This window comes from Polaromonas sp. CG_9.11, from assembly GCF_015752225.1.
Taxonomy (GTDB): Bacteria; Pseudomonadota; Gammaproteobacteria; order Burkholderiales; family Burkholderiaceae_C; genus Polaromonas.
Genome location: NZ_JADOVE010000004.1, coordinates 162,170 through 188,414, shown reverse-complemented (window position 1 = coordinate 188,414; position 26,245 = coordinate 162,170). Strand labels below are relative to the sequence as shown.

The 26,245-nt window shown below is 61.0% G+C and carries 22 protein-coding genes and 1 pseudogene; 15 read left to right on the top strand and 8 right to left on the bottom strand.

The genetic code is table 11. The features are described 5' to 3' along the window. Nucleotides 1-86 precede the first annotated feature (86 nt). The 4 genes from IWX85_RS05425 (at nt 87) to infA (ending at nt 5,571) form a co-directional block, all read left to right on the top strand. Nucleotides 87-3,617, top strand: a complete 3,531-nt coding sequence (locus IWX85_RS05425; protein WP_196869011.1) for an ATP-binding protein — start codon at nt 87-89, stop codon at nt 3,615-3,617. 5 nt (nt 3,618-3,622) lie between these two features. Further along, nucleotides 3,623-4,657, top strand: a complete 1,035-nt coding sequence (locus IWX85_RS05420; protein WP_231379560.1) for a response regulator transcription factor — start codon at nt 3,623-3,625, stop codon at nt 4,655-4,657. Nucleotides 4,658-5,009: 352 nt separating this feature from the next. Then, the gene (locus IWX85_RS05415; RefSeq protein ID WP_196869041.1) at nt 5,010-5,249 is read left to right on the top strand and encodes a hypothetical protein; all 240 of its coding nucleotides are present in this window, start codon (nt 5,010-5,012) and stop codon (nt 5,247-5,249) included. A 64-nt stretch (nt 5,250-5,313) separates the two neighbouring features. Then, complete coding sequence (gene infA, locus IWX85_RS05410) at nt 5,314-5,571, top strand: translation initiation factor IF-1 (protein WP_026780839.1); 258 nt, start codon at nt 5,314-5,316, stop codon at nt 5,569-5,571. Between the two features lie 115 nt (nt 5,572-5,686). Here infA and IWX85_RS05405 read toward each other — a convergent pair. Both IWX85_RS05405 and IWX85_RS05400 read right to left on the bottom strand, forming a co-directional pair. Next, nucleotides 5,687-6,317: pseudogene (locus IWX85_RS05405) on the bottom strand (cation:dicarboxylate symporter family transporter). Continuing rightward, nucleotides 6,314-6,454 (bottom strand): hypothetical protein, encoded by a 141-nt coding sequence (locus tag IWX85_RS05400; RefSeq protein ID WP_196869010.1) that lies wholly within the window; start codon nt 6,452-6,454, stop codon nt 6,314-6,316. Before IWX85_RS05400 ends, IWX85_RS05405 begins: the two are co-directional and overlap by 4 nt. Nucleotides 6,455-6,613: 159 nt before the next feature. Here IWX85_RS05400 and IWX85_RS05395 point away from each other — a divergent pair, with 159 nt between their 5' ends. After that, on the top strand, nt 6,614-6,841 hold the full coding sequence (locus IWX85_RS05395) for a hypothetical protein (RefSeq protein WP_196869009.1): 228 nt from the start codon (nt 6,614-6,616) through the stop codon (nt 6,839-6,841). 270 nt (nt 6,842-7,111) lie between these two features. Here IWX85_RS05395 and IWX85_RS05390 read toward each other — a convergent pair whose 3' ends face one another. The 3 genes from IWX85_RS05390 to IWX85_RS05380 form a co-directional block, all read right to left on the bottom strand. After that, entirely contained in the window at nt 7,112-7,276 is a 165-nt protein-coding gene (locus IWX85_RS05390; protein WP_196869008.1) for a hypothetical protein, read from the bottom strand. Further along, complete coding sequence (locus IWX85_RS05385; RefSeq protein WP_196869007.1) at nt 7,273-9,663, bottom strand: ATP-dependent DNA helicase; 2,391 nt, start codon at nt 9,661-9,663, stop codon at nt 7,273-7,275. The genes IWX85_RS05390 and IWX85_RS05385 overlap by 4 nt, the downstream gene beginning before the upstream one ends. Nucleotides 9,664-9,727: 64 nt before the next feature. Then, nucleotides 9,728-10,150 carry a hypothetical protein gene (locus IWX85_RS05380; protein WP_196869006.1) on the bottom strand — a complete coding sequence of 141 codons (423 nt, stop codon included), beginning with the start codon at nt 10,148-10,150 and terminating at the stop codon, nt 9,728-9,730. A gap of 277 nt (nt 10,151-10,427) precedes the next feature. Here IWX85_RS05380 and IWX85_RS20315 point away from each other — a divergent pair, with 277 nt between their 5' ends. Together IWX85_RS20315 and IWX85_RS05370 are read left to right on the top strand one after the other, a co-directional pair. Further along, complete coding sequence (locus IWX85_RS20315; protein ID WP_036809437.1) at nt 10,428-10,814, top strand: hypothetical protein; 387 nt, start codon at nt 10,428-10,430, stop codon at nt 10,812-10,814. Between the two features lie 261 nt (nt 10,815-11,075). Beyond that, nucleotides 11,076-12,167: an AI-2E family transporter gene (locus tag IWX85_RS05370; protein WP_231379546.1), complete on the top strand. Its 1,092-nt coding sequence runs from the start codon at nt 11,076-11,078 to the stop codon at nt 12,165-12,167. 64 nt (nt 12,168-12,231) lie between these two features. On the opposite strand, the gene IWX85_RS05365 is transcribed toward IWX85_RS05370, so the two are convergent. Then, nucleotides 12,232-13,320, bottom strand: a complete 1,089-nt coding sequence (locus IWX85_RS05365) for an NAD(P)-dependent alcohol dehydrogenase (protein WP_036809443.1) — start codon at nt 13,318-13,320, stop codon at nt 12,232-12,234. 340 nt (nt 13,321-13,660) lie between these two features. Here IWX85_RS05365 and IWX85_RS05360 point away from each other — a divergent pair, with 340 nt between their 5' ends. The 8 genes from IWX85_RS05360 (at nt 13,661) to IWX85_RS05325 (ending at nt 24,721) form a co-directional block, all read left to right on the top strand. Next, nucleotides 13,661-14,200 (top strand): hypothetical protein, encoded by a 540-nt coding sequence (locus IWX85_RS05360; protein ID WP_196869005.1) that lies wholly within the window; start codon nt 13,661-13,663, stop codon nt 14,198-14,200. 580 nt (nt 14,201-14,780) lie between these two features. After that, nucleotides 14,781-14,939, top strand: a complete 159-nt coding sequence (locus IWX85_RS05355) for a nucleotidyltransferase substrate binding protein (protein WP_231379545.1) — start codon at nt 14,781-14,783, stop codon at nt 14,937-14,939. 407 nt (nt 14,940-15,346) lie between these two features. Beyond that, complete coding sequence (gene urtA / locus IWX85_RS05350; protein ID WP_196869004.1) at nt 15,347-16,630, top strand: urea ABC transporter substrate-binding protein; 1,284 nt, start codon at nt 15,347-15,349, stop codon at nt 16,628-16,630. A gap of 97 nt (nt 16,631-16,727) precedes the next feature. Then, a complete protein-coding gene (urtB, locus tag IWX85_RS05345) occupies nt 16,728-18,302 on the top strand; it encodes an urea ABC transporter permease subunit UrtB (protein WP_196869003.1) in 1,575 nt (524 codons plus the stop codon). Nucleotides 18,303-18,429: 127 nt separating this feature from the next. Beyond that, entirely contained in the window at nt 18,430-19,539 is a 1,110-nt protein-coding gene (gene urtC, locus IWX85_RS05340) for an urea ABC transporter permease subunit UrtC (RefSeq protein ID WP_196869038.1), read from the top strand. Next, complete coding sequence (gene urtD, locus IWX85_RS05335) at nt 19,536-20,414, top strand: urea ABC transporter ATP-binding protein UrtD (protein WP_196869002.1); 879 nt, start codon at nt 19,536-19,538, stop codon at nt 20,412-20,414. The genes urtC and urtD overlap by 4 nt, the downstream gene beginning before the upstream one ends. A 726-nt stretch (nt 20,415-21,140) precedes the next feature. Further along, complete coding sequence (gene urtE, locus IWX85_RS05330; protein WP_036809464.1) at nt 21,141-21,836, top strand: urea ABC transporter ATP-binding subunit UrtE; 696 nt, start codon at nt 21,141-21,143, stop codon at nt 21,834-21,836. Nucleotides 21,837-22,108: 272 nt separating this feature from the next. After that, complete coding sequence (locus tag IWX85_RS05325; RefSeq protein WP_196869001.1) at nt 22,109-24,721, top strand: CHASE domain-containing protein; 2,613 nt, start codon at nt 22,109-22,111, stop codon at nt 24,719-24,721. A 1-nt stretch (nt 24,722) separates the two neighbouring features. Here IWX85_RS05325 and IWX85_RS05320 read toward each other — a convergent pair whose 3' ends face one another. Both IWX85_RS05320 and IWX85_RS05315 read right to left on the bottom strand, forming a co-directional pair. Next, the gene (locus IWX85_RS05320) at nt 24,723-25,166 is read right to left on the bottom strand and encodes a hypothetical protein (RefSeq protein WP_196869000.1); all 444 of its coding nucleotides are present in this window, start codon (nt 25,164-25,166) and stop codon (nt 24,723-24,725) included. Between the two features lie 171 nt (nt 25,167-25,337). After that, nucleotides 25,338-26,168 (bottom strand): urease accessory protein UreD, encoded by an 831-nt coding sequence (locus tag IWX85_RS05315; RefSeq protein ID WP_196868999.1) that lies wholly within the window; start codon nt 26,166-26,168, stop codon nt 25,338-25,340. Nucleotides 26,169-26,245 lie beyond the last annotated feature (77 nt).

Here is a 26,245-nt window from a genome sequence, read left to right as displayed (position 1 = left end):
CAGAGGCGCGCTTATATGGCATGAAACCTGCACCAATTTCGGGTATTTCACTTCTTATCCTCGATCTCCCGATCATTCAGAGATTCATGGACGCCCTGGTTTCGTCGTCACCACTGCCACTGCCTCCACCCGGCCCGGCTACAGGCCTGCCGGGTGCAGACGCGTGCGTTGGCAAAGGCCCCGGGGTGGCGGCGCAGCGCATAGTCAAGGTCAGGCGCGACTACAACAGCTGGGTGGCCAGCGAAACCATGGAAGACTATGCGCTGCGCTTCACGCCGCAGCGCTTTCGGAAATGGTCGGAATGGCGGGTGGCCAACACCGCTTTTGGCGCGGCCTCGTTCCTGATCCTGGAAGCGGTGGGCGCGACCTTGCTGGTGAAATACGGCTTCACCAATGCCTTCTGGGCCATCGTGGCGACAGGGCTTATCATTTTTCTGGCCGGCCTGCCGATCAGCATTTATGCGGCGCGTCATGGCGTGGACATGGACTTGCTGACGCGTGGCGCCGGTTTTGGTTACATCGGCTCGACGCTCACGTCACTGATCTACGCCTCGTTCACCTTCATTTTCTTTGCGCTGGAAGCGGCCGTCATGGCCTATGCGCTGGAACTGGCTTTCGGAATTCCGCCCAGGTGGGGTTACCTGGTCTGTGCGCTGGTGGTGATTCCGCTGGTCACGCATGGGGTTTCGACCATCAGCCGGCTGCAGGTCTGGACGCAGGCGCTGTGGCTCATCATGCTGGTGGTGCCGTTTGCCTATGTTTTTTTGCACGCGCCTGGTGCATTTTCTGGCGTTGTGAATTACGCAGGAGAAAAAGGTGCATCGGGCACATTCAACCTGCATCTTTTTGGTGCAGCCTTGACTGTTGGCATTGCTTTGATCACCCAGATGGGCGAGCAGGCCGACTACTTGCGCTTCATGCCGGTGCAGACGGAGGCCAACCGCTGGCGCTGGTGGGCTGCCGTGCTGGTGGGTGGGCCGGGCTGGGTGGTGTTGGGTGTCGTCAAGATGCTGGGCGGCGCGTTGCTGGCCTATCTGGCGATTTCCAGCATGGTGCCCCTGGACCGTGCCGTGGACCCCAACCAGATGTACCTGGCAGCTTACGAATACGTGTTTCACGACTACGGCTGGGCCGTCGGGGCGACGGCGCTTTTTGTGTTGGTCTCGCAACTCAAAATCAATGTCACCAATGCCTATGCCGGCTCGCTGGCCTGGTCGAATTTTTTTTCGCGTCTGACGCACAGCCACCCGGGTCGGGTGGTCTGGCTGGTGTTCAACACAGTCATCGCCTTCATGCTGATGGAAATGAATGTATTCCAGGCGCTGGGCGATGTGCTGGGGCTGTATTCAAACATCGCGATTGCCTGGGTCATGGCAGTGGTGGCCGACCTGGTGGTGAACAAGCCTTTGGGCCTGTCGCCCAAAGGCATCGAATTCAAACGCGCCCATCTTTACGACATCAATCCGGTCGGCGTAGGCGCGATGGTGCTCGCTTCTCTATTGTCCATCACCGCACACCTTGGGCTGTATGGCGAGTTGGCGCGGGCGTTTTCAGCGGTGATTGCGATGACCACGGCATTCGTGGCGGCGCCGCTGATTGCCTGGGCCACGAAGGGTCGCTATTACATCGCCCGCCAGCCCCCACAACCGGCTAATGTCGGGCTCTACGAGCGCTATGCCACCCAGCGCTGCGTGATTTGCGAGCGCAGCTACGAAGGCCCTGACATGGCGCATTGCCCGGCCTACCAGGGGGCGATCTGCTCACTGTGCTGCACGCTCGATGCGCGCTGCGGCGACCTGTGCAAACCCCACGCCAGCCTGACGGCCCAGTGGTCGGCGGCGTTGCGCTGGGTATTGCCGCGTGCGGCCTGGCCTTTTCTGGACAACGGACTGAGCCACTTCCTGCTGCTGATGGGCGTCATCGTGCCGCTGCTGGCCACGGTGTTTGGCCTGCTTTATCGCCAGGAGATGACCTCGCTGGCTGAACTGGCAGGGTCTGAATCGGCCTTGCGTTCCGGATTCTTGAAGGCCTACATGGCGCTGCTGGTGATTGCCGGGCTGGTAGCCTGGTGGCTGGTGCTGGCGCACAAGAGCCGGCAGGTGGCCCAGGAAGAATCCAACCGCCAGACCCATCTCCTGATGCAGGAAATCGAGTCGCACCGGCAAACCGACGAAGCCCTGCAGCAGGCCAAGCGTGTGGCCGACCAGGCGAATCAGGCCAAGAGCCGCTACATCAGCGCCATCAGCCATGAACTGCGAACGCCGCTCAACAGCATCCTGGGCTATGCGCAACTCATGGGTGAAGACAGCACCATTCCGCCGCACCGCCAGCAGGCCGTCAGTGTCATCAAGCGCGGCGGCGAGCATCTGCTGTCGCTGATTGAAGGTACCCTGGACATCGCCCGCATCGAAGCCGGCAAGCTCATGCTCAATGTCAGGCCGATGCAGTTCGCCGACTGTGTGCATGAAGTGGCTGGCATGTTTGAATTGCAAGCGGCGGCCAAAGGCCTGCGCTTTGCGTTTGAAGCCGCTGGCAACCTGCCCGAACTGGTGCGCGCCGATGAGCAGCGGGTTAGGCAGGTGCTGATCAACCTGGTGGGCAACGCCATCAAGTTCACCGCCGAGGGGCAAGTCACCTTCCGGGTGCGCCATGCACGTGAAATGGCACATATCGACATCAAGGACACCGGCCCCGGCATGAACGCAGCCGAGCTGGAAAATATTTTCGAGCCCTTTGCGCGCGGTAGCACCGCCGGCCAGAGCGTGGGCGGTGCATCGGGCGCCGGCCTGGGCCTGACGATTGCCAAAATGCTGACCGACCTGATGGGCGGCGAGATGACGGTGGTCAGCACGCCAGGCAAGGGCTCGGTGTTTCGCATCCGGCTTTTCTTGCCGGAAGTGCATCTGGATGCCGGTGCGAGCCGTGGCATCAAAGTGCGCTCTGCCAGGCGCCAACCGCAGGGTTATGAGGGGGTGCGGAGAAAAATTCTGGTGGTCGACAACGAAGAACCCGACCGCGAATTGCTGGTGCAGTTGTTCTCGCCCATGGGCTTCGAGTTGTACGCTGCTGCCAGCGGACACGACTGCCTGGACCTGCTGGCGGCCGGCCTGCGGCCCGATGTGATTTTCATGGACCTGGCCATGGCCGGCATTGACGGCTGGGAGACGCTGCGCCGTGTGCGCAGTTCGGGGCATACCGGCATTCACCTGGCGATTGTGTCGGCCAACGCCTTTGACAAGGGCATTGACAACGATGTGGGCATCAGGCCTGAAGACTTCATTCTCAAGCCGGTGCGCCATACCGAATTGTTTGACTGGCTGGAGCGACAACTGGGCCTGCGTTGGCAGTATGAAGCGCAGGCCGTAAATGCCGAGCCGGTTGCGGCAATGGCTGCGCCGCATGTCTGGCCCGATGACGCCCAGCTCGCCAGCCTGCTCGAAGTCGTCAATTTGGGGTTTTACCGTGGCATCCTGAACAAGCTTGCAGATATCGAAAACCAGCAACCCGATACTGCTGCCTTTGTGGAGGAAATGCGCGTGCTGGCACGGCAATTCCGGTTTGAAACCATGGCCAGCCAGCTCACACAGAAAACAGCCATACAAGGAGAGCGGCCGTGAACAAGATGACTGACGACCGCCAGATGGCGGATAGCCGTCTGGACCGCACACTGGATCGCGCCAACAGCGACATCGTGTTGATTGTTGACGATGTGCCCGACAACCTGTCGGTGCTGCACGACACACTCGATGAATCGGGCTATACCGTGTTGGTGGCGACCAGCGGCGAGGCTGCCTTGCAACGCGCCCGGCAGGCCCTGCCCGACATCGTGCTGCTCGACGCCATGATGCCCGGTATGGACGGCTTTGAAGTCGCCCGGCAACTCAAGGCGATGCCCGAAACTGCCCATATTCCGATCATCTTCATGACCGGCCTGACCGAGACCGAGCACCTGGTGGCCGCCTTGCAGGCCGGCGGCGTGGACTATGTGACCAAACCCATCAAGCCCAAGGAGGTGATGGCCCGTATGGGCGTGCACCTGCAGGGCGCGCGCCGGGCCCGGCAGGAAGTGCGGCAGGCCGGTCAGGCGCGCAACGCCCTGGATGCGTTCGGCTATGCCAGCATGACGGTACGAACGAATGTCAACGGCCAGGGCCACGGCCACGGCAAGCTGATCTGGCAGACGCCGCTGGCGCGTGATCTGCTTCTGCGCTACTACGGAACCACCGCGCCGCAAACGCCGGGCCCCGTTCTCGACTGGTTGCGCCTTCACCTGGCGGATGCCGAGCGCCAGATCGAACCGCCGCGCCTGACGGTAGAGCAAGGGCCGCGCCGCCTGACGTTCCGGCTGCACCAGCAAACCGAAGACAGCGACAGCGGCGGCGACTGGCTCATCGTGATGCGCGAAATATCGGACGATGCGGTGTTGCAAGCCATAGCCTTAAGCTTCAAGCTGACCGCCAGAGAAGCCGAGGTGCTGTACTGGGTGGTCAAGGGAAAGGTCAACCGCGATATTGGCGACATCCTGGGTTCCAGCCCTGCGACGGTGAAAAAACACCTGGAACGTATTTACGCCAAGCTTGGCGTGGAAACCCGCACCGCGGCCGCTGGCCGGGCCATGAACCGCATACGGCAACTGCATCCGCACTTTGAATGCTGAATGAATAAACCGTGCTTGGTGGGCTGCGCGGTTATAATGGGGGGTTCGGTAACGCATCAGCGTTTTTCATCGAAGTCTTTATTACATCCGGCTTCTTTCTCAAATGCGGCGCTTCCTGGAGCCCCGAATTCCCTGCGCGATGACCGTGCTTTCAACGCTTTTTCAGCCTTGATACCAACAGCGCGGTTTCATTTCCTGGCGAGCACTTCCCCCAACGCGGTGCCCACTCAATGGCTCAACCTGTCCGGCTTTTCAGTAGCTTGGCAGGCTAGATACCGAATACACGTTGGCTTGCACGCAGGCTGGTTATTTCTTTCCCATCAAGCCGGAACAATATCTGGTGAAGACTTTTATGAACATGAACGACACACAATTAGAGGTAGGAAAATACCTTGTATCGCCGCTTGCCAAGCAGCAAGGCGAAGGCCGCTACGCAGCTTCAGTTTCCATCCGCTCCGGACGCGGAAGTGGTACCCATGACAGGGTGCTGCGTTTCACCGGACTTTTCGACAGCGCCGCCGCTGCCGTACATTACGCTACCGAACACGCGCTGGGCTGGATTCACGAACGCTCGGCACCTGTTTGCGCATGAAATACTGTCAGCCCGCGTGGGCTGGTGACACAAAATAATTTTTTCGAAATATCAGGAGTTTTAGATGGCAAAAGAAGAACTTATCGAGATGCACGGACTGGTTGACGAAGTCCTGCCTGACTCGCGCTTTCGCGTGACGCTGGACAACGGCCACAAGCTCGTGGCGTATACCTCGGGCAAAATGCGCAAAAATCACATTCGCATACTGGCCGGCGACCAGGTGTCGCTGGAACTCTCGCCTTACGACCTGAGCAAGGGCCGTATCACCTTTCGCCACATTGCCGGTCGCGGACCCGGCCCTGCGCCGCGCCAGAACCGCTAAAGCGCAACGCCGTTTTCGCGCTATTTCCACAGTCCCCGGCAGCCTTCGTGCTGCCGCAGTTGGCGGGCGATAGACCCCGAAAAACGCTTGGCACGGCGCGCCTTCGTTGGAAATATCAAGGCCCAACGGCCATGTCTTCCGCCTTCTTGTCCAGCACCATTTCAGGTTCCTGGGATTCTCGCCATGTCTCGTTGTTCAAGCCGGCTTGGAGTCGTACGGCGTCCAACTCGTTGGTTCATAGCGCCACGACCAGGGTGGCCACGCTATTGCCGAACACGCTGGTGAACGCGCGCGCTTCTGGCATGAAGCGGTCAATGCCCAGGATCAGCGCGCCTGCCACCGGCACAGTCCCAACCGCCGACAGTGTCGCCGCCAGAACGCCCGCTTTCGGTCACGCCCACCGCGCCTTTTGAGGTCATTAGCAATACGCTCAGCAGCGTGATTTCCTGCATCAGCTTGACCAGTACCAGCCCGATGACCATCGCGAAGGTATCGACGCCTTCAAAGTAAAGCATCGCCAGTCCGCCGGTCTTGCCAACCTTCTTCATGTCTTCCATGCCGGCGTTGCCGATCACCACGGTGCAGAAAATCATCGGCGCGATCATCATCTCAACCAGCTAGATGAAGCCACCGCCCAACGATGGATGGAAAAACCCCAGTGCGATACCGGCAATGAGGGCACAGATCACCTGGAAGTACTGGGAACGGTGGGGCGGCGGTTTGGACGGGAGTGTCAAGGCGGTCATGAAAGTAGGACATCGGCTGATGCGGCATCGAGGTGAAATTCAATATAGCCGGGGCATGCTGATTGAATATTCATGAAAACTACAAGCGGCGTTTTCCCGCAAGAAAACAAGGCTCCGTCGTATTTTTTCGATTCCATGACCGCCACAATCCTTGCGGATATCGCAACCGGAATTGAAAGAACAAGAAACGCCGCCGTCCTACAGTCATGTCTGCCAGCGAATGCTTAGATGGTTGGCTTGACGGCGTAGGCATAAGTCGCCACCACGCCTGTGATTCCCACACTAGGAGTTCCTTCATGTCCCTGAACACGACCCCTTCGCTTCGCAGCGGCTACCTTGCCAAGGATGTAGTAAATACTGATCTCCGGATCGAATATGCCCATTTGCGTGAAGAACTGGAACGCCTGCTGACTCAGCCAGAGAAGGATTTTCAAAGAATCGATGCTCTGGTTGACCAGCTTGAACTGGTTCAGCTCGCTTACAAAGAGCAGCACGGGATCAAGGGAAACAACCCGAATGAATAAGGTGACAAAAGTTCGAAGAATGTCTCTGAATCGCGTCCGAAAGCATACGTGATACAGCGTTTTCATCTGTGTACGACGCTCTGTTTTTTATAGCGTAAAACCTTTTACAACATTGCGTATAAGACGATTTTCATTTGTGCTGCACCGGGTGTTTGGCATGCCGAGATCGAGAACGATTTTGCAGAACTACACGGTCTTCGGAGATTTCTTACGGGCCTGTGTCTTGTACGCTGGCAAGAACCACGAACGTTTTCTTTTAACTTAGGGCTGTCAACGGTACTGACCCATTTCAAAGGAGATCAAAATGCCCATCATTGCCTGGTTACTCGGCGTTCCCATCACCGTCATTTTGCTGCTGATGCTTTTCGGGGTGTTTTGAAAAGCAAGTCGCTTATCTGGAGACGTCAAAGAACCCGCCGAGGCGGGTTTTTTCATGGCTGATCTCCGTCGGCGGATGCTGCCTTGGGCGCGGCTGCATGGGTCTTGTTTGCGGGCTGGAGGCGCATTTGCCGCACCTGCCACCACGCGGGCAGCAAGCGTTTGACTTCCGGCCGTGCGAACCGGTCGTCCATCAGGAAGACCACGCCCTGGTCCCGCGTGGTGCGTATCACCCGGCCTGCGGCCTGAACGACTTTTTGAATGCCCGGATAAAGATAGGTGTAGTCATACGCCTGCCGGGCACCAAAATTTTCAGCCATCCGCAACTTGATCTGCTCGTTGACCGGGTTGACCTGCGGCAGGCCCAGCGTGGCGATGAAGGCGCCAATCAGCCGCTGGCCGGGCAGGTCGATGCCCTCGGCAAACGCGCCGCCGAGCACGGCAAAACCAATGCCTTTTCCCTCCGGCACAAAGCGCGCCATGAACTCGTCACGTGCCGCTTCATCCATGCGCCGGGTCTGCTTCCACATCGGCACTTGCAAATACAGCTGCTGGAAACGCTCAGCCAGCTTTTCCAGGTAGTCGTAGCTGCTCACGAACACCAGGTAATTGCCTGGCTGTTCCCGGTACTGCCGCGCCATCAGGTGCGCGATGGGTGCGAGCGACAACGCGCGGTGCTGGTAACGGGTGGACATGTCGCTGACCACCTGCACCGCCAGCTGCGCGGCCAGGAACGGCGACGGCACATCGACCCATGCGGTGTCGGCCGGCAGGCCCAGCGTGTCGGCATGGTAGTTTTGCGGACTCAGCGTCGCGGAAAACAGCGCGGCCGACCGGGCAGCGGCAAAGCGAGGAGCCAGGAAAGGCGCGGGAACGACGTTGCGGATGCACAGCCGGCTGAACCTGGCCGCCGGGCGGCTGGACCCCGGAAAAACGTGCCGGCCCTGCGCGGCTTCGAGGGTGAGGTCGAACAGCGAATGCGCGCCAAAGCTTTCGGCCATGCGCGAGAAATGCAGCGCATCAAAGTAAAAGCGCTGCAGCGCGGCATCCACCCGCGTCGGATGCGCTTCCAGGTCGTCGGTGATGGCGCTGGTGGCCTGTTGCAGGGCCAGCAGGAATTTTTCCGGCGGGCTGGCGCGGACCTGGTAAGCGCGGTCCGGCGGGTGTTGCGGGTCCTTGGCCAGGTCGCGCCAGACGCGGTGCAGGCGGTCCAGCGGCTTTTTCAGCGCCGGCCCGGCCGACTGCCGCACGCCGGCCAGCTCGGCCTGGTCCAGCTCGGCGGAATACATCTTTCGCGCCCGCTCCACCAGGTTGTGTGCCTCGTCAACTAGCACGCTGACGCGCCAGCCATGGGCCACCGTCAGGCCATGGAGCAAGGCGCTCACGTCGAAGTAATAGTTGTAGTCGCCGACCACCACATCGCTCCAGCGCACCAGGTCCTGACTCAGGTAATAGGGGCACACGCCATGCGCCAGCGCCACCATGCGCAGCGCCTCCTTGTCGAGCAGGCCGGCCGCAACGGGTTCGGCCAGCGCCGCACTGCGCGCAGCCGGCAGGCGGTCGTAGAACCCCCGGGCCAGCGGGCACGACTCGCCATGGCAGGCCTTGTCCAGATGCTCGCAGGCCTTGTCGCGTGCCACCAGCTCGATCACGCGCAGCGGCAGGGGCGGCGCGCTGTGCTTGACCAGCGCCAGCGCATCAAGCGCCAGGCGGCGGCCCGGGGTCTTGGCCGCCAGAAAAAACACCTTGTCGATGTGCTGACGGGGCGCCGCCTTGAGCAGCGGAAACACCGTGCCGATGGTCTTGCCGATGCCGGTGGGCGCTTGCGCCATCAGGCAGCGGCCGCTGGCGGCAGAGCGGTACACCGCCTCGGCCAGTTCGCGCTGGCCGGTGCGAAAGCCCCCATGCGGAAAAGCCAGCGCCGCCAGCGCTGCATCGCGAGCCGCCCGGTGCGCCAGTTCCTGCCGCGCCCAGCCCAGGAATTTTTCGCACTGCGCTTCAAAATAGCCTTTCAGCGCAACGGCGGTAAAACTTTCCGCTAAAACCGTTTCCTGCTGGCTGCCGATGTCCAGGTAAACCAGCGCCAGCCGCACCTCGGCCAGTTGGAGCTTCTGGCACAGCAGCCAGCCGTAGACCTTGACCTGGGCCCAGTGCAGCTGGCGGTGGTTTTCCGGCATCGCAGCCAGGTCCCCCCGGAAGGTCTTGACCTCTTCGAGTTGCTTGGTTTGCGGGTCGTAGCCGTCGGCACGGCCACGCACCCGCAGCTCCTTGTAGTCGCCCGCCAGACTCAGCTCGGCCAGGTAGCCTTCATGACGGCGTGATGCCACCAGCGCATGGCCGGCGATGCCTTCCTGGGCAGAAGGGGAGGGCGTGAAACGCAGGTCCAGGTCGCCCTGCTTGGCAGTAAATTCGCACAGCGCCCGGACGGCGACGACATAGCTCAATGCAGGCGCTCGCTGGCTGTTTCGGCAGCCTCGTTGGGCAGACGGGCCACGGCATGAGGGACCGTCACTTGGGCCTGACGTAATTCATGGCCGCATCGAATTCCTCGCGCGACAGGAACGCGTCCTGATTGGTGTCGGCCCGGTCGAAGTTTTTCGCCACGCCGCGAAACCCCGAAGCTTCCTGCCGACTGACCTTGCCGTCGCGGTTGCCGTCCATGAACCCGAAGGCCCGTTCGAGTTCGCTGGCCGCGTAGCGCGGCGCCGGAACTTCAGCAGCAGCCCCGCCGGAGGTGGGCGCAGCGGGGGAATCGGTGTCTTGGGCCTTGACGCTCAAGGCCAACACCGCAGCGGCCGCGCTCACGCCCAGCCTCCTGACCCAGGCTTGCAAGAACGGCCTGCTGGCGCGCACGGCGAGAGCCGTGCGAACTACGGAAATAGCTGGATTGCGGTGAAAAGCTTGCGGGGAATGGACCGTGGAAAAATTCATGGAGGGGTTTGCTAACGCGAAAGGATCAAACATTCGTGCCATTGGACGCCAGTTCGCTTGGCGGCTCCAGCAAACTTGCAGCGTGTTTCGCGGCTTTACGCGGCGTGCACACCAGCCTGCATTGCTGTGTCGTCTCAATGGGCCAGGATGGTTTCATGCCACGGCAATGCATGCGCTTGCGCTGACAACAGGGACATGGACTGTCCCACAGCACCCGCTGGCCCGGCTTTCGACAATCAAGGCATTCGAACGGATTTTAAAAGCACAAGGAAACACCATGGCAACCAGCAGCATTTTGGGCGGCTCCAAAGCCCCCGAGGAAATCAGCGGAAAAGACGTGCATGCCCTGGGCCCCAGCGACAACTCCGACAGTGGAAGTGACGCGGCAGGCGCCTACGGTGACGATGAACTGTCAAGCCACAGCGACGCCGCGGGCACCGGTGAGCGCGCTTCGGCAGGCCTTGGCCGCGATCAGCCGGATGCGGACATCCTGCCCGACCACATTGAACCGGCTCCTGGCGCCGATGCGGACACCGACATTGGCGGGGATGCGGGCGCCGATTTGAATGACCTGAGCACCGTCGAGGCGCTGGCCGATGACAACGCAGACCTGGACATCACTATGCAGGATGACGACGACGAGGCCGAAAACAGGTCGCGCTGACCCTGGTGTGTGCCGAAATTCGCTTCACTTCCCGATCAGCGGTTTCCGGCAGAACACGGTGTTTCATTGGGTGCCAACTTGTCGCGGGTTGGCTTCCTGGTGCAGGGTCGCGCCGTGTAGCGGGCTCTTGAAAAACATTCAACTGCCACAGTCAAGCCAATTTCAGCCTGGTTCAATGACTTGGGTGCAACCGGTCCCGGTTTCGGCAACCAATAGCATTACCATGGGCGCTTCAGTTCTATCAACCCTTTGCGCAAGCCTATGAAACTCTCAAAAATGGCCCAGTCTTCCCGTCTGGAAGACCGGTCCTTCCTGCTGCTGCTGGCCCTGGTTTCACTGGCTTTTTTCTGGGTTCTCTGGCCCTATTACGGTGCCGTTTTCTGGGGTTCGGTTCTCGCTATTTTGTTCAACGCGCTGTTTCTTCGCCTGCTCAGAAAGATGCCGAAAAAACGCACGCTGGCCGCCTTGCTGATGCTGTCCATCATTCTGGTGCTGGTCATCCTGCCGGTGGGGCTGATCAGCGCCCTGCTGACGCAGGAAGCCGCCAGCATGTACCAGCGTGTGCAGTCCGGTGAACTCAGTTTTAGCCGCTATTTCCAGCAAATCTACAACGCCCTTCCGTCTTGGGTGACCGGAATCCTCAACCGCTCGGGTCTGGACAACCTGGTGCTGATCCAGCAGCGCGTGACCAGCAGCCTGACGCAGGGAAGCCAGTTCATCGCCACCCAGGCACTGAGCATCGGGCAGAACGCTTTTGATTTTTTCGTCAGCTTTTTCATCATGCTCTACCTGTTGTTTTTCTTTCTGCGCGATGGCGGGGCCCTGTCCCGGCGCATCAAGGAGGCGATTCCGCTTGAAGCCGAGATCAAACGCAACATCTTCAGCAAGTTCACCACCGTGATCCGCGCCACCGTCAAGGGGAACATCGTCGTGGCCATGCTGCAGGGCGCACTGGGCGGACTCATGTTCTGGTTTCTTGGCATTCATGCGCCGGTGCTCTGGGGCACGCTGATGGCCTTCCTGTCACTGCTGCCGGCTGTCGGCGCCGCCATCGTGTGGATTCCGGTGGCTGTTTACTTTCTGGTCACCGGCGCCATCTGGCAGGGCGTGCTGCTGATCGTCTTTGGCGTGCTGGTGATCGGCCTGGTCGACAACATCCTGCGCCCGGTGCTGGTTGGCAAGGACACCAAGATGCCCGACTATGTGGTGCTGGTCTCCACAATCGGCGGCATGTCGCTGTTCGGACTCAACGGTTTTGTCATCGGCCCGGTGATCGCGGCGATGTTCATGGCGACATGGGACATTTTCATGAAGTCCCGGGAGGACGAGCCTGCCGAACCGCCACTGGCTTGAAGCACGGGTTTTTCAAGTGAAAATTCCTTTTTGCGCAATGGACACAAGCACAGAAAGCTATCGATTAAACAGCCGGCTGAACCGGGGTCGCTTGCTGGCCGGTGGTCAGCGTCGCCATGTCCACCACAAAGCGGTACTTCACATCGCTCTTGAGCATTCGCTCGTAGGCCGTCTCGATCTCGTCCATGCGGATCGCCTCGATGTCCGACACCAGCCCATGCTTTGCGCAGAACTCCAGCATTTCCTGGGTTTCCCGAATGCCGCCAATCAGCGAGCCGGCCAGGCGGCGGCGCTTCATGATCAGGTTGAACACGCCGGGTGACGGATGCGGGGTGGCGGGCGCGCCTACCAGTGTCATGGTGCCGTCGAGCTTGAGCAGCACCAGAAAGGCGTCCAGGTCATGCGGTGCGGCCACGGTGTTCAGGATGAAGTCGAAACTCCCGGCATGCGCGGCCATTTCGTCGGCGTTTTTCGACACCACGACTTCCCTGGCGCCCAGGCGCAACGCGTCCTCGCGCTTGTTTGCCGACGTGGTGAACAGCACCACATGCGCGCCCATGGCGGCGGCAATCTTCACGCCCATGTGGCCCAGTCCGCCCAGGCCGACAATGCCGACCTTGTGGCCCGGGCCGACCTTCCACTGGCGCAGCGGCGAATAGGTGGTGATGCCTGCGCACAGCAGGGGTGCGACGGCGGCCAGGTCAGCTTCAGGGTGCGAGATGCGCAGCACGAACGATTCGCGTACCACGATGTGACTGGAATAGCCGCCATAGGTGTTGGCGCCGGTGCCCTGCTCGGGGCCGTTGTAGGTGCCGGTGAAGCCGTTGTCGCAGTACTGCTCCAGGCCGCCCTCGCAGGGCGCGCAATGCTGGCAGCTGTCAACCATGCAGCCCACGCCGACGATGTCGCCGGCCTTGAACTTGCTCACCAGGTCGCCAACGGCCGTGACGCGTCCGACGATTTCGTGGCCGGGAACCGAGGGGTACACCGTGTTTTCCCATTCATTGCGCGCCGTGTGCAGGTCGGAGTGGCAGACGCCGCAATACAGGATGTCAAGCGCTACATCGAGCTGGCCGGGTGAACGGCGCTCGAAGGTGAAAGGCGCGAGCGCGGTTGCAGCAGAGGTGGCGGCATAGCCGAGTGCTTGGGTCATGGCGAAATCCAGGTCTTGAGAGTTGACAGGCCATTGATGCTAGCCCTTTGGCGCCTTCACCACATGATCTGGTCGCCCAAACCCGCGTAGGACCAGACTTCATTGTCATGCGTTCATTTCAGGCGGGGTTTGCATGTCTTGCGCATGCCAGGTAAGCATGAGCAGCTATTTATTTTGTAGCGAAGCCCATCCGCAGGCATTTGAACGCTGCCAGCGCTTGTCGCAAAAGTCACCCGGCAAACCCCCCTTGTTTGGGGGATAGCCATCGACACGCTCTCTGGTCACGATAGCTGAACGGTACGCACACGCACCGTAGGATAAAAAAGTAACAAGGGGGAAGATGATGCTTATTTTCAGCAGTCATGAGGTTGAAGGCCGGGTCGCCACGACAGCTGTCGAACAACAATTTACAGCCATTGCGGATCCGCTGGCGCGGGCCAGCCGAAAGCACGCGCCAAAGACGCAAGAAAATGGCTGGAAAGTGGTGCGAATAGACTGTGACGTGGATGATGCCAAATCCATGAATGATTTGTTACAGTTGTTTCAGGAAGCTCGACCGCTCCTGATTTACCTGCATGGCTACAACAGCTCGCCGGCTGACTGTTTTGAACGTTGCGACCGCCTGGAGTCGCTCTATGGCCTGGAAATGGTCAGATTTTCCTGGTCGGCCAAAAAACACCTGCTGGCTGATGGCTTGCGTCGCGGTTTCGATGCCGGGGTCGGCCTTGGCCTGCAGCGGGAACTTGACCGCCTTTTTGGCTCGCAGAAGAGTCTGCCCTCCAGAAAATACCTTGCGCTGTCTGAACCGGTTGCCTGCGATCTGGAAAACGTGAGTTGTTCATGGTGGCTGATGATGGCCCTGCCGGGTGTGCGCCATTGAGCCAGTGCGGCCTGGGGACGGTCCGGTAAGCGCCTCAATTCGGATTGAATGAGAAACGCAACAAGGATTTGGCCATCCATAACTTCCAGTCCGTCATACCCGCAAAGGCGGCCCTCCAGCGACACCGCCTGAAATGCTCAAACGGGTCTGGATAGACGCCTGCGCGGGTATCACGCAGGAACGTTATTGTTGACCGCATGCCAACAGCCTGCCCAGCCTGCCCAGCCTGCATGGCAGGCATCGGGTCTTTTCAGACTGACAGCGCGGTGGAACAGCGTGAGAAGAGGGGCGCGTGCTGCGGAACGACCCAGGCGGTTTTCTAATAAATTCCCAAGAGTTTCAGGCCGTTAGCGCAATCTGTGCTTGCGTAGACAGCTATCTATTTCATAGCTGGGGCTGTTGCCGCGAGACCGGCACATAAGCCGCCAGCGTCTGCAACACAATTTATTCAACATTTTCAAAAAAGCCCCACCATGCGCCTTGACTTCACCGCCTTGTAAAGCGCCATAGGGCAACTTGAAAAAAGTCTGGCCTGTGCCTGTTCGCCTGCCACACTGGCCGACGCGGGTTTGCTGAGCAGTTGCGCAACTCGGTTATCCAGTGCTTTGATTTCACCTATGAACTCAGCTGGAAAATGCTCAAGCGTTATCTGGAGGCCACACAAGCCAGCCCGGCGGCGCTGGACACCGCCAGCTTTCAAAACCTGATTTACGGATGGTTGCCACGCCCTCTGGCGTAAAGACAAGGATCGCGAAGTCCACAACTGAAGACTTCTTTACGAGGGCGTCAATGGTCACCGACCCAAGATCAAAGGTGCCGACTCGCCAGAGAGTCGGGATGTGTCGCATGGTCCAAGTCTGCGTTCAGGGCTTCAGCCTGCGCGAGGCCCTCTGCTGAAGATGCAATGGAAACGGCTGGCTTTTCTTCGTTCACGAACTCCGATCCTTGATGCTTCAGCATGCAACGCATAGCGGCGGTAGCAGGGCGATTGATTGGCACAGGCGCCAAGCCACCCCGTACGCCACTCGGCGTATTCCCCAATTTCCCGCTTCTCCCTAAAGTTCATCCATCGCGACGCAAAAGGCTTGTTTTCCCAGGCCCCATCCAGCGAGACGGAAACTTGTCAACCCCACCGGAGAAGCACTCATGCAACGTCGATTCACTCTCAAGGCGCTCACCGCCGCCGTCGCCCTGACCACCCTGTCTGCGCTGCCCGCGTACGCGGCGGAAGACACCATCAAGGTCGGTATCCTGCACAGCCTGTCGGGCACCATGGCGATTTCCGAGACCGTGCTGAAGGACACGGTGCTGATGGCGATTGACGAGATCAACGCCAAGGGCGGCGTGATGGGCAAGAAGCTGGAGCCCGTCGTCGTCGATCCGGCCTCCAATTGGCCGCTGTTCGCCGAAAAAACCAAGCAGCTGCTGGGCCAGGACAAGGTCGCCGTGATTTTTGGCTGCTGGACCTCGGTGTCGCGCAAGTCGGTGCTGCCGGTGGTGGAAGAAATGAACGGCCTGCTGTTCTACCCGGTGCAGTACGAGGGCGAAGAGCTGAGCAAGAACGTGTTCTACACCGGCGCGGCGCCCAACCAGCAAGCCATTCCTGCCGTCGATTACCTGATGAGCAAGGCCGGCGGCGGCGCCAAGCGCTGGGTGCTGCTGGGCACCGACTACGTGTACCCGCGCACCACCAACAAGATCCTGCGTGCCTACCTGAAATCGAAAGGTGTGAAAGACACCGACATCGACGAGAAATACACGCCGTTCGGCCATTCGGACTACCAGACCATCGTGGCCGACGTGAAAAAGTTCTCCCAGGACGGCAAGACGGCGGTGGTCTCGACCATCAATGGCGACTCGAACGTTCCCTTCTACAAGGAACTGGGCAACGCCGGCCTGAAGGCCAAGGACGTGCCGGTTGTCGCCTTCTCGGTGGGGGAAGAGGAACTGCGCGGCGTGGACACGAAACCGCTGGTCGGCCACCTGGCGGCCTGGAACTATTTCATGTCGATCAAGAACCCGACCAACACCGAGTTCATCAACAAATGGTCGGCCTATGCCAAGGCCAAGGGCATTGCCGGTCACAAGGACAAGCCTTTGACCAACGACCCGATGGAGGCGACCTACATCGGCATCAACATGTGGAAGCAGGCGGTTGAAAAAGCCAAGTCCACCGACACCGACAAGGTGATTGCCGCCATGGCCGGCCAGACCTTCAGCGCACCGTCGGGCATCGTGTCCAAGATGGATGAGAAGAACCACCACCTGCACAAGTCGGTGTTCATTGGCGAAATCAAGGCCGACGGCCAGTTCAACGTGGTCTGGAAAACGCCGGGTCCGGTCAAGGCCAAGCCCTGGAGCCCGTACATCGAAGGCAATGACAAGAAGCCTGACGAGCCGGTCAAGGGCATGAGTGTCGCGAAGAAGTAAAGCTGATTCGGGGGCTTCCCGGCCCTCGACGTTTCAAGGAAGTTGCAGTCTGGGCGTGCCGCCACGGGCCGTGCCCGCCCAACCTACAGGTTTTTTCATGCCACTTCGACACCTATTCCTGATTGCTACGCTTTTCATAGCTGCTACCGCCCATGCCATAAGCGCAGATGAGGTAAAAGGCATCACATTTGGCGATGTTGAAGCGCGCGTGACGGCGCTGAACAAGGCCGCGGCCGATGCAGATGAGAAAACTGTCGCCTTCATCCAGGCGCTGTCTGACGATGCCGTCAAAACGCGCGGCGACAAAGTGTTCGTCATCAAGGACGACAAGGCGCTGGACCCGCTCAGCGGCGCCGAAGTGCCCTTGCCGCCGGATGCCGAAGACGTGATCAACCCCAACTTTTTGCGCAGCGAGATGGACAACGCGCTGGCCGCGCTCAAGCTGCTGTCCAAAGACGAGACGACGCGCGCCGCTGCCATCAAGACATTGACCGGTGAGACTGACGAGGCGCGCCTGCCGCTGATCGACAAAGCCTATGCCGCCGAGACCGTGCCGTCGCTCAAGGACAAACTGGAGATGATGCGCGCCGCCATTCTGCTGGGAAGTAGCGACAAGGCCAGGCGCCTGGACGCCGCGGCGCAGCTTGCAGGCAGCACGAACCCCATCACCAAGACCGTGCTGATCGAGCGCCTGCCGCTGGAAACCGATGCCGATGTGAAAGTCGCGCTCAAGGCGGCGCTGGCCAGGGTGGAGGCTTCACTCGCCTGGGGCGACAAGCTGGGCGCGATGTTCAGCGGCATCAGCCTGGGCAGCATCCTGCTGCTGGTGGCGCTGGGGCTGGCGATCACCTACGGCCTGATGGGCGTCATCAACATGGCGCATGGCGAACTGATGATGATCGGCGCCTATGCCACCTATGTGGTGCAGGGCCTGTTCCAGAAATACCTGCCCGGTGCGTTCGACTGGTATCTGCTGGCCGCCGTGCCGGTGGCGTTCATGGCATCGGCGCTGATGGGCGCGGCGCTGGAGCGCAGTGTGATCCGTTTCCTTTATGGCCGACCGCTGGAAACGCTGCTGGCCACCTGGGGCATCAGCCTGATGCTGCAGCAACTGGTGCGTTCCATCTTTGGTGCGCAAAACGTCGGCGTGGAAAACCCGGTCTGGATGAGCGGCGGCGTGCAGCTGCTGGGCAACCTGTCCTTGCCCTACAACCGGCTGGTCATCATTGCTTTTGCGGTAGCCGTGCTGCTCGGCGTGGCCTGGCTGATCAGCAAGACGCGGCTTGGCCTGTTCGTGCGCGGCGTGACGCAAAACCGGCCGATCGCGTCCTGCATGGGTGTGAACACGGCGCGCATCGACACCTATGCCTTTGCGCTGGGTTCCGGCATTGCCGGGCTGGCCGGTTGCGCGCTGAGCCAGGTCGGCAATGTGGGGCCGGACCTGGGGCAGGGCTATATCGTCGATGCCTTCATGGTTGTGGTGCTGGGCGGCGTCGGCCAGCTGGCCGGAACGGTGTATGCGGCCATGGGGCTGGGCATTTTGAACAAATTCCTCGAAGGCTGGACCGGCGCCGTGCTGGCCAAGATTGCCGTGCTGGTGATCATCATTGTCTTTATCCAGAAGCGGCCCCAGGGCATCTTCGCCATGAAAGGCCGTTCGGCGGAGGCATAAGAACATGAGCACACCTTTTTCCACTATCACCGAATCCCTGCAGGCCGAAGCCGGTGTAGCGGCTTCGGGCGCTGTGACGGTTGCCCGCCCCTCACCCCCGCCCTCTCCCCAGAGGGGCGAGGGAGCAATGCGGGGGCGGGTTGCGTTGCCCGGCAAGGGGCCGCTACTCACCCGCAGCGGCTGGAGCGCTTTTGTCATTGCGCTGATCGTCGTCTGCGCCGTGGCGCCGGTGCTCAACCTGTGGGTGCCTGAAGGCCATGCGCTGCACCTGAGCACCTACGCGGTGGCGCTGCTCGGCAAGATCATGTGCTACGCCATCGCGGCGCTGGCCATGGACCTGATCTGGGGCTACACCGGCATCTTGTCGCTCGGCCACGGGGTGTTTTTTGCGCTCGGCGGCTATACCATGGGAATGTATTTGATGCGCCAGATCGGCGCCGACGGCAACTACAAAACCAATCTGCCCGACTTCATGGTGTTCCTCGACTGGAAGGAACTGCCCTGGCACTGGACCTTCAGCGACAGCTTTGTCGCCACCTTGATCCTGATCGTCGCGGTGCCGGGCATGGTGGCCTTTGTGTTCGGCTACTTCGCCTTTCGTTCGCGCATCAAGGGCGTGTACTTTTCCATCATCACGCAGGCCATGACCTTTGCCGCGATGCTGCTGTTTTTCCGCAATGAAACCGGCTTTGGCGGCAACAACGGCTTCACCGATTTCAAGCGCATCCTGGACCTCCCGATTGCTACGCCGTCGATGCGCATGACGCTTTTCGTCATGACCGGGTTGACGCTGCTGGGTTTCTTTTTGTTCGCTAAATGGCTGGTCGGCAGCAAGTTTGGCCGCGTGCTGCAGGCGATCCGCGATGCCGAAACGCGCGTCATGTTCTCGGGCTATAGCCCGCTGGGCTACAAGCTGACGATCTGGGTGATCTCGGCCGTCATGTGCGGCGTGGCCGGCGCGCTGTACGTGCCGCAGGTCGGCATCATCAACCCGGGCGAAATGAGCCCGGCCAACTCGATTGAAATTGCCATTTGGGCAGCGGTCGGCGGCCGCGCCAGCCTGATCGGGCCGATTGTCGGCGCCTTCATCGTCAATGGCGCCAAGAGCTGGCTGACCGTGGCCTACCCCGAGTTCTGGCTGTACTTTTTGGGGGCCTTGTTCATCGGGGTGACGCTGTTTTTGCCCAACGGTGTCGTCGGGCTGGTGAAGAACCTGCGCAAGGGAGGCGAACAATGACCCCCGATCTGCTGGAAGAGGGCGCCCGCCGGGTTCAGGCACATGGTCCGCTGCTGGGCGGCGCGAACAATACCGAGTCTGGTGGGCGCAGCGCCAGCACCGGCCGCATCGCCACGCCGGGCGAGGTCGATGTGACGCATGGCCGCATCCTGTACCTGGAGGATGTCAGTGTCAGCTTCGACGGCTTCAAGGCTATCAACAAGCTGAGCCTGGACATCGCGCCGGGCGAGCTGCGCTGCATCATCGGGCCGAACGGCGCGGGCAAGACGACCCTGATGGACATCATCACCGGCAAGACCCGGCCCGATGAAGGCACGGTGTTCTTTGGCAGCACGATTGACCTGCTGCGCCACAAGGAAGCCGAGATTGCGCAGCTGGGCATTGGCCGCAAGTTCCAGAAACCAACGGTGTTCGAGCAGCTCACGGTGTTTGAAAATTTGGAACTGGCGCTCAAGACGCCCAAGGGTGTGAAGGCGTCGATGTTCTTCCGGCTCGATTCGGCGCAGTCTGACCGGCTGGCCGAGATGTTGGTGACCATTCACCTGGCGGGCAGTGTGAACCGGCTGGCGGGGAATTTGAGCCATGGGCAAAAGCAGTGGCTTGAAATTGGCATGCTCTTGATGCAGGACCCGAAGTTGCTGTTGCTCGACGAGCCTGTTGCCGGGATGACGGACGAGGAGACTGCCCGCACGGCGGAGTTGTTTTTGACGCTCAAGGGCAAGCATTCGCTGATGGTGGTCGAGCACGATATGGGCTTTATCCGCACGATTTCGGAGACCGTGACTGTGCTGTGCGATGGCTCTGTGTTGGCGCAGGGGACGCTGGACCAGGTGCAGGCGGATGAGCGGGTGATTGAGGTTTATCTTGGGCGGTGATCTGGGTTTTTTCCCTGATCTTCGTGCCGCGGTTTTGCTTGGGCCTGCTGGCCGGGGGTTGCCCGGCGGCAACCTACTTTTCTTTGCTTCGCCAAAGAAAAGTAGGCAAAAGAAAGGCGACCCGGCTGTCCGGGTCCCTTCGCTTCGCTTCGGGCAACCTGTGATGACCCGGAAAAACGGGGGTCGGCGCAAACTCGCTGCGCTCAAACAGCGCGCCGCCCTGATCCCGTTTTCCGGGTCATCACAGGCCCGGCCAGAACGGGACAGGCGGGCATGAAAATCCAAACAGCCAAACAGCCAAACAGCCAAACAGCCAAACAGCCAAACAGTCACAGCCTCCATATGCGAGCTATGAACGCTACTAATTCAATAGCTACTTGCGCAATATCAGTATGCGCTAGAGGCACTTTTAATGTAAAAACGCCGGTATCCGAACCCGAATCCGCTCCTGCCAGTCCCGTTCTGACTGGGCCTGTGATGGGGAGTCAAAGCGGGATCAGGGCCGCGCGCTGTTTGAGCCGCAGGCGAGTTTGCGCGGACCCCCGCTTTGACTCCCCATCACAGGTTGCCCGAAGCGAAGCGAAGGGACCCAGGCAGCCGGGTCGCCTTTTCTTTGCTTACTTTCTTTTGGCGAAGCAAAAGAAAGTGAGTAGCCGCCGGGCAACCCCCGGCCAGCAGGCCTAAGCAAAGCCACACCCACTTCAAAATCGCCACAAGGACGCAGTCATGCTGACAGTCAAAAACATCAACCAATACTACGGCGGCGGCTCCCACATCCTGCGCGACGTGAGCCTCGAAGCGCATCCAGGAAAAGTCACCGTCCTGCTGGGCCGCAACGGCGTCGGCAAGACCACGCTGCTCAAGTCCTTGATGGGCCTGGTTCCCATCAAGACCGGCACCATCGAATTCAACGGCCAGCAAATCCAGAAATACACCCCTTACGAACGGGCAAGGGCCGGCATCGGATTCGTCCCCCAGGGCCGTGAAATCTTCGCCCGCCTGACCGTCGAGGAAAACCTGCGCATGGGCCTGGCCTACAAAAGCGCCGGCACGCCGATTCCGACTGAACTGTTTGAACTGTTTCCAGTCCTCAAGCAGATGCTGAACCGCCGGGGCGGCGACCTGTCGGGCGGGCAGCAGCAGCAACTCGCCATTGCCCGCGCACTGGCCGCCAAGCCCAGGCTCCTGATCCTGGACGAGCCGACCGAAGGCATCCAGCCCAGCATCATCAAGGACATCGGCCGCGTGATCCGCATGCTGGCTGACCGGGGGGACATGGCGATTTTGCTGGTCGAGCAGTACTACGACTTTGCCGAGGAACTGGCCGATGACTACCGCGTCATGCAGCGAGGCGAGTTCATTGCCCGGGGGCTGGGCAAGGACATGCAGGCCGATGGCGTGCGCCAGCTGGTGGCAATCTGATGGCATTTTCGGAGCAATCCGATATGTCGCTGCTTTGCCTTGCCGTGCGGCAACCTGTTCTGCGGCTTCGCGCCCAATCTTGAATTGATCGACAAGCGCAATGAGGTGGTTCCGGGCGACACGGCAAGTGCCGGTTCCTGGCAGGTGGACTGGCTGACCGGATAGCCATGACTTGCACGGCTTTCCTGCCAGGCACCAGGCAAAAGCGTCGGGCGGCTGGGGGATACTATCGGGTTATCCCCACAGGGCGCTTCCACGACGCGCTCGACTCGATGAAAGTCTTTCCCTTCTACCTGTCCGCTGGTGAAAGCCGTTCCGACGGCAATGTGCGCACCCTGCGGCTGGCCACGGCACTGGTGCTCGTCGTCGGGTTGGGCGCTACGGCGGCGGCCTTGCGCTGGCAGCAGCAGGACTTTCAGGCCCGGGCCAGGAACCGCTTCGAGCAGCAGGTCGAACGCATCGAAACCGACGTCAAACACCACCTCAACCTGCCCTTCACCGGCCTGAAAGGGGCTGCGGGCGTTTATGCGGCCAGCGTGTCGGTGGAGCGGGCCGAGTTCCGCGCCTTTGTCGAGTCGAGCAATGTCGGGATCGAATACCCCGGGATCCGCGGCTTTGGCTTTATCGAGCGGGTCAAGAGCGGCGCTGTGAACGCTTTTGTGCAGGCACAGCGGCGCGATGACAGCCCCGGTTTCACGGTAAAAAACCGGGGCACGGCGTCAGACCTGTACATCATCAAGTTTTTGGAGCCTGCCGCGCCCAACCAGGCCGCGCTGGGACTTAATCTGGCCGATGACCCGGTCCGGATGCAGGCAATCGAGCGCGCCATCACGACCGGCGAGGCAACGCTCAGCGGGCGCATCCAGCTGGTCCAGGATGACCGCCAGCGGCCTGCAGTTGCATTTCTCCTGCCGATCTACCGCCAGGGACTGCAGCCCGCCACGGTGGAGCAGCGACAAGCCCAATTGCTGGGCATTTTGCTGGCGCCCGTGGTGGTGGAGGAAATCATGGCCGAGGTCACTGCCAGGACCAGCGGCCAGACCCGCCTGGCGGTGTATGACAGCCTGACCGATTCAGGCGCGACGCCGGACAAGCTGTTGTTTGAACTCGGCGGCATTCCCGGCCTGGCCCATGACGCCAGGCCGATGTTCGAGACCTCGCGCGTCGTGCTCGTCGGCGGCCGGCCGCTGACGCTGCGCATGGGCACCACGGCAGCTTTTGAAGCCCAGCAGGGCACGCTGGCGCCCTGGCTGCTGGGCTTGTCAGGCAGCACACTGAGCGGCCTGCTGGCCCTGATCATCTGGCTGCTGGGCAGTGGCCGGGCACGCGACATGGCGCTGGCGCAGCGGATGACCGCTGACCTGGCGCACGAACGCCAGCGCCTGCACAACATCGTGGAAGGGACCAATGTGGGGACATGGGTCTGGCATGTGCAGACCGGAATGCTCCAGCTCGATGAGCGATGGGCGGCGATGATGGGTTATGACCTGGCGCAACTGGGCTCCCAGCAGATCAGCGACTGGCGAAACCGCGTCCCGCCTGACGAGGTGCAAGCGGTGACGGCTGCACTGAAACGGCATTTCCGGGGGGAAAGCCAGTATTTTGAATGCGAACACCGGATACGCCATCGCGACGGCCGCTGGATATGGGTGCTGGACCGGGGAAAGGTGTCGACCTGGACACCGGCGGGCAAACCGGACCTGATGTCCGGAACGCACATGGATATTTCCGACCGGCAGGCGACGCAAATGGCGCTTCGCACCAGCGAAGAAAACTTTCGCCAGTTGTTTGAAAGCAGCCTTCACGGCATTTTGCAGGCCATGCCGAACGGCTCGATCCAGTATGCCAATCCGGCGGCATGCCAGCTGTTCGGGCTGACCCAGGACGAGATCCGGCAGCGCGGGCGAGCGGGACTGGTGGACCGCCATGACTCTCGCTTCCACATCCTGGTCGCGCAGGCGATGCTGTCCGGCCAGGCCAGGGGCGAAGTCACCATGAACCGGGGCGACGGCTCACAGTTCGAATGCGAAATGTCACTGACCAACTACCTGACGCCAGGCGGCGAGGCGTGCAACAACCTGTTTTTGCGCGATGTGACCAAGCGCAAGCGGGCCGAGGCCGAGATCAACGCGCTGAACACGCAGCTCGAGGACAAGGTCAGGCAGCGCACCGCCGAGCTGGAGGCTGCCAACCAGGAACTGGAGGCTTTCTCTTATTCCGTGGCGCATGATTTGCGGGCGCCGTTGCGCTCAATCGACGGCTTCAGCCACCTGCTTGAAAAGACCATGGCCAATGAGACGGCGGAACGATCGCGGCATTACATGCATCGCATCCGCGCCGGGGTCAGGCAGATGGGCGAACTCACCGACGGCCTGCTGTCGCTGGCCCATGTGTCGCGGACCAGTTTGAAGAACGAAACCGTCAACCTTGGCGCCATGGCCGCAGCGGTGCTCCAAACCTGTGGCGAGCAGGACGTTGGACGGGTGGTGAAGGTCGATGTGCAAACCGGCCTGGTCACGGTCGGGGACCGCACCCTGCTTCGGCAGGTAATGGAAAACCTGATTGGAAATGCCTGGAAGTTCACGGCCCATGCGGCTGTCCCGGAAATCTGGATCGGTCAACTGCCCGAAGACAGCCTGGGCATGAATACGTTCTACGTTCGTGACAACGGGGCCGGTTTTGACATGGCGTATGTCGAAAAGCTTTTTGGGACGTTTCAGCGCCTGCATTCGCCGGGAGAATTTCCAGGCACCGGCATCGGGCTGGCCACCACGCAGCGGATTGTGATTCGCCACGGTGGCAGGATCTGGGCGCAGGGTGCCGTGGGCGAGGGGGCGACTTTTTTCTTCAGCCTTCCTGCCAGGGTGGCCGAAGGCCTTGTCTAGCTTACTGCGCAGCGGCAGGCACTAGGGTCTCGCTCTGTCGCAGCACGCCGCCGCCGGCCACGCTGCCATCCAGCCGGGCCTGCGCTTCGACACGGGCTCGGCAGGCCGCCAGGTCGTCGCTTTCCTTGAAAACTTCGCAGCGCCGCATGGCGTTGGCGGTGTAGTCGCCACCATTGCGCAGCGTGCCGGCGCGTTTTTCCGCGTTTGCATTGTGCACTTCCTTGAGGCAGGCGGCCCTGTCCTGCTGGGTCTTGCCGCTGTTGCAGGCGGCCCGTTCGCTTTTGGCATTGCCCGAGGAATCCAGGCCGGTGGAGTCCAGCGGGGCGACCTGGGCGGTGGCCGCTGTCAAACCCAGCAAGGCGGTGATTCCAAGGTAGGTCATGCCCTTTCCCAGACGGTTGATACGCGAAGGCTCGCTGGAACGGGATTCAAGGGAGGTAAACATGACCGGTACTCCAGATAAAAATATATGCGGTAAGTATGAAAGCACAAGTCTTTGTAGACTGACAGGAAATACGGCGGGCCGGGCGCGTGCAATACCGGGTTCAGTTGTAGGAGCTGTCTTTCAGCAAGACGCACGTGCGTCGCCTTGAGATTTCCACCTTCAAAGGTGTGTCTACATCGACCAGATGCGCGGCGTGGACGCCGGCTGCTGCCAGAAATGGCCGCGCCAGGCCTGCCAGACCTGCCGGAGTAATGCCATGGCCGGCTCGACCATCGGCGCCAGCACCCTGACGACGACGACCTGCGCGTCGGGGCTGGTGGCGCCTGCCGTGGCGCGCAAGGCATGCGCCTCAATGGCTTCCCGCGCTACCTCCAGCGCGGCCTGCCGGCGGTTTCGCTCCAGCTTGCTGCCCGTCACGAAGAAGATCGACGCCATGCAGCGGTGGCCCGCCAGGCCCAGCGGACTGTTCAACAGCAGCGTGTCGCTGGCATTGATGCGCGCGCGTTCCAGCCACACGCCAGGCACTTCGATGTGCTGGCAAAAGTGGCCGTGTGCAAATGGCGCATTGGCTGCCGGCAGGCCGAAGGCTGTCACGTCCCAGCCGATCAGTTCGGCGCCGGGCGCGAGTTCCATCGTCAGGCGGTTTTCCGCCAGGCAGCCGCTGTAGCAGATCGCTTCGAGCGGCAGCCATTCCATGCGCGCGCCGGCCTGCAGCGACAAGCGGCTGCGTTGCAGCGCGGCTTCGCCGCTGGAGCGGTAAAAGCGCGTGGCGCCGGGCGAGGTGACCAGGCCATGCGCGCCCGGGCCGGCGCTGAAGGCCAGGTCCAGCGTGTCGCCGCCCACCAGCCCGCCGGGCGGATGGACGATGACGTTGTGGCAGATGCCGTCGCCCTCGGGGTACAGGCTTTGCAGGATGCGCAGCGGGCCGCTGTGGCGAAAATGGGCGACGGTTTTTTCAGCCTGTCGGGTGTAGTCGAGTGCCAGCGTTGCGTTCCATGTCATCGCAGCAGTTTAACGCGGCAGCCGACCGAAAAGCACTCGGCTTGCTATTAAATCAGTAGCTGATAATATCCATGGAG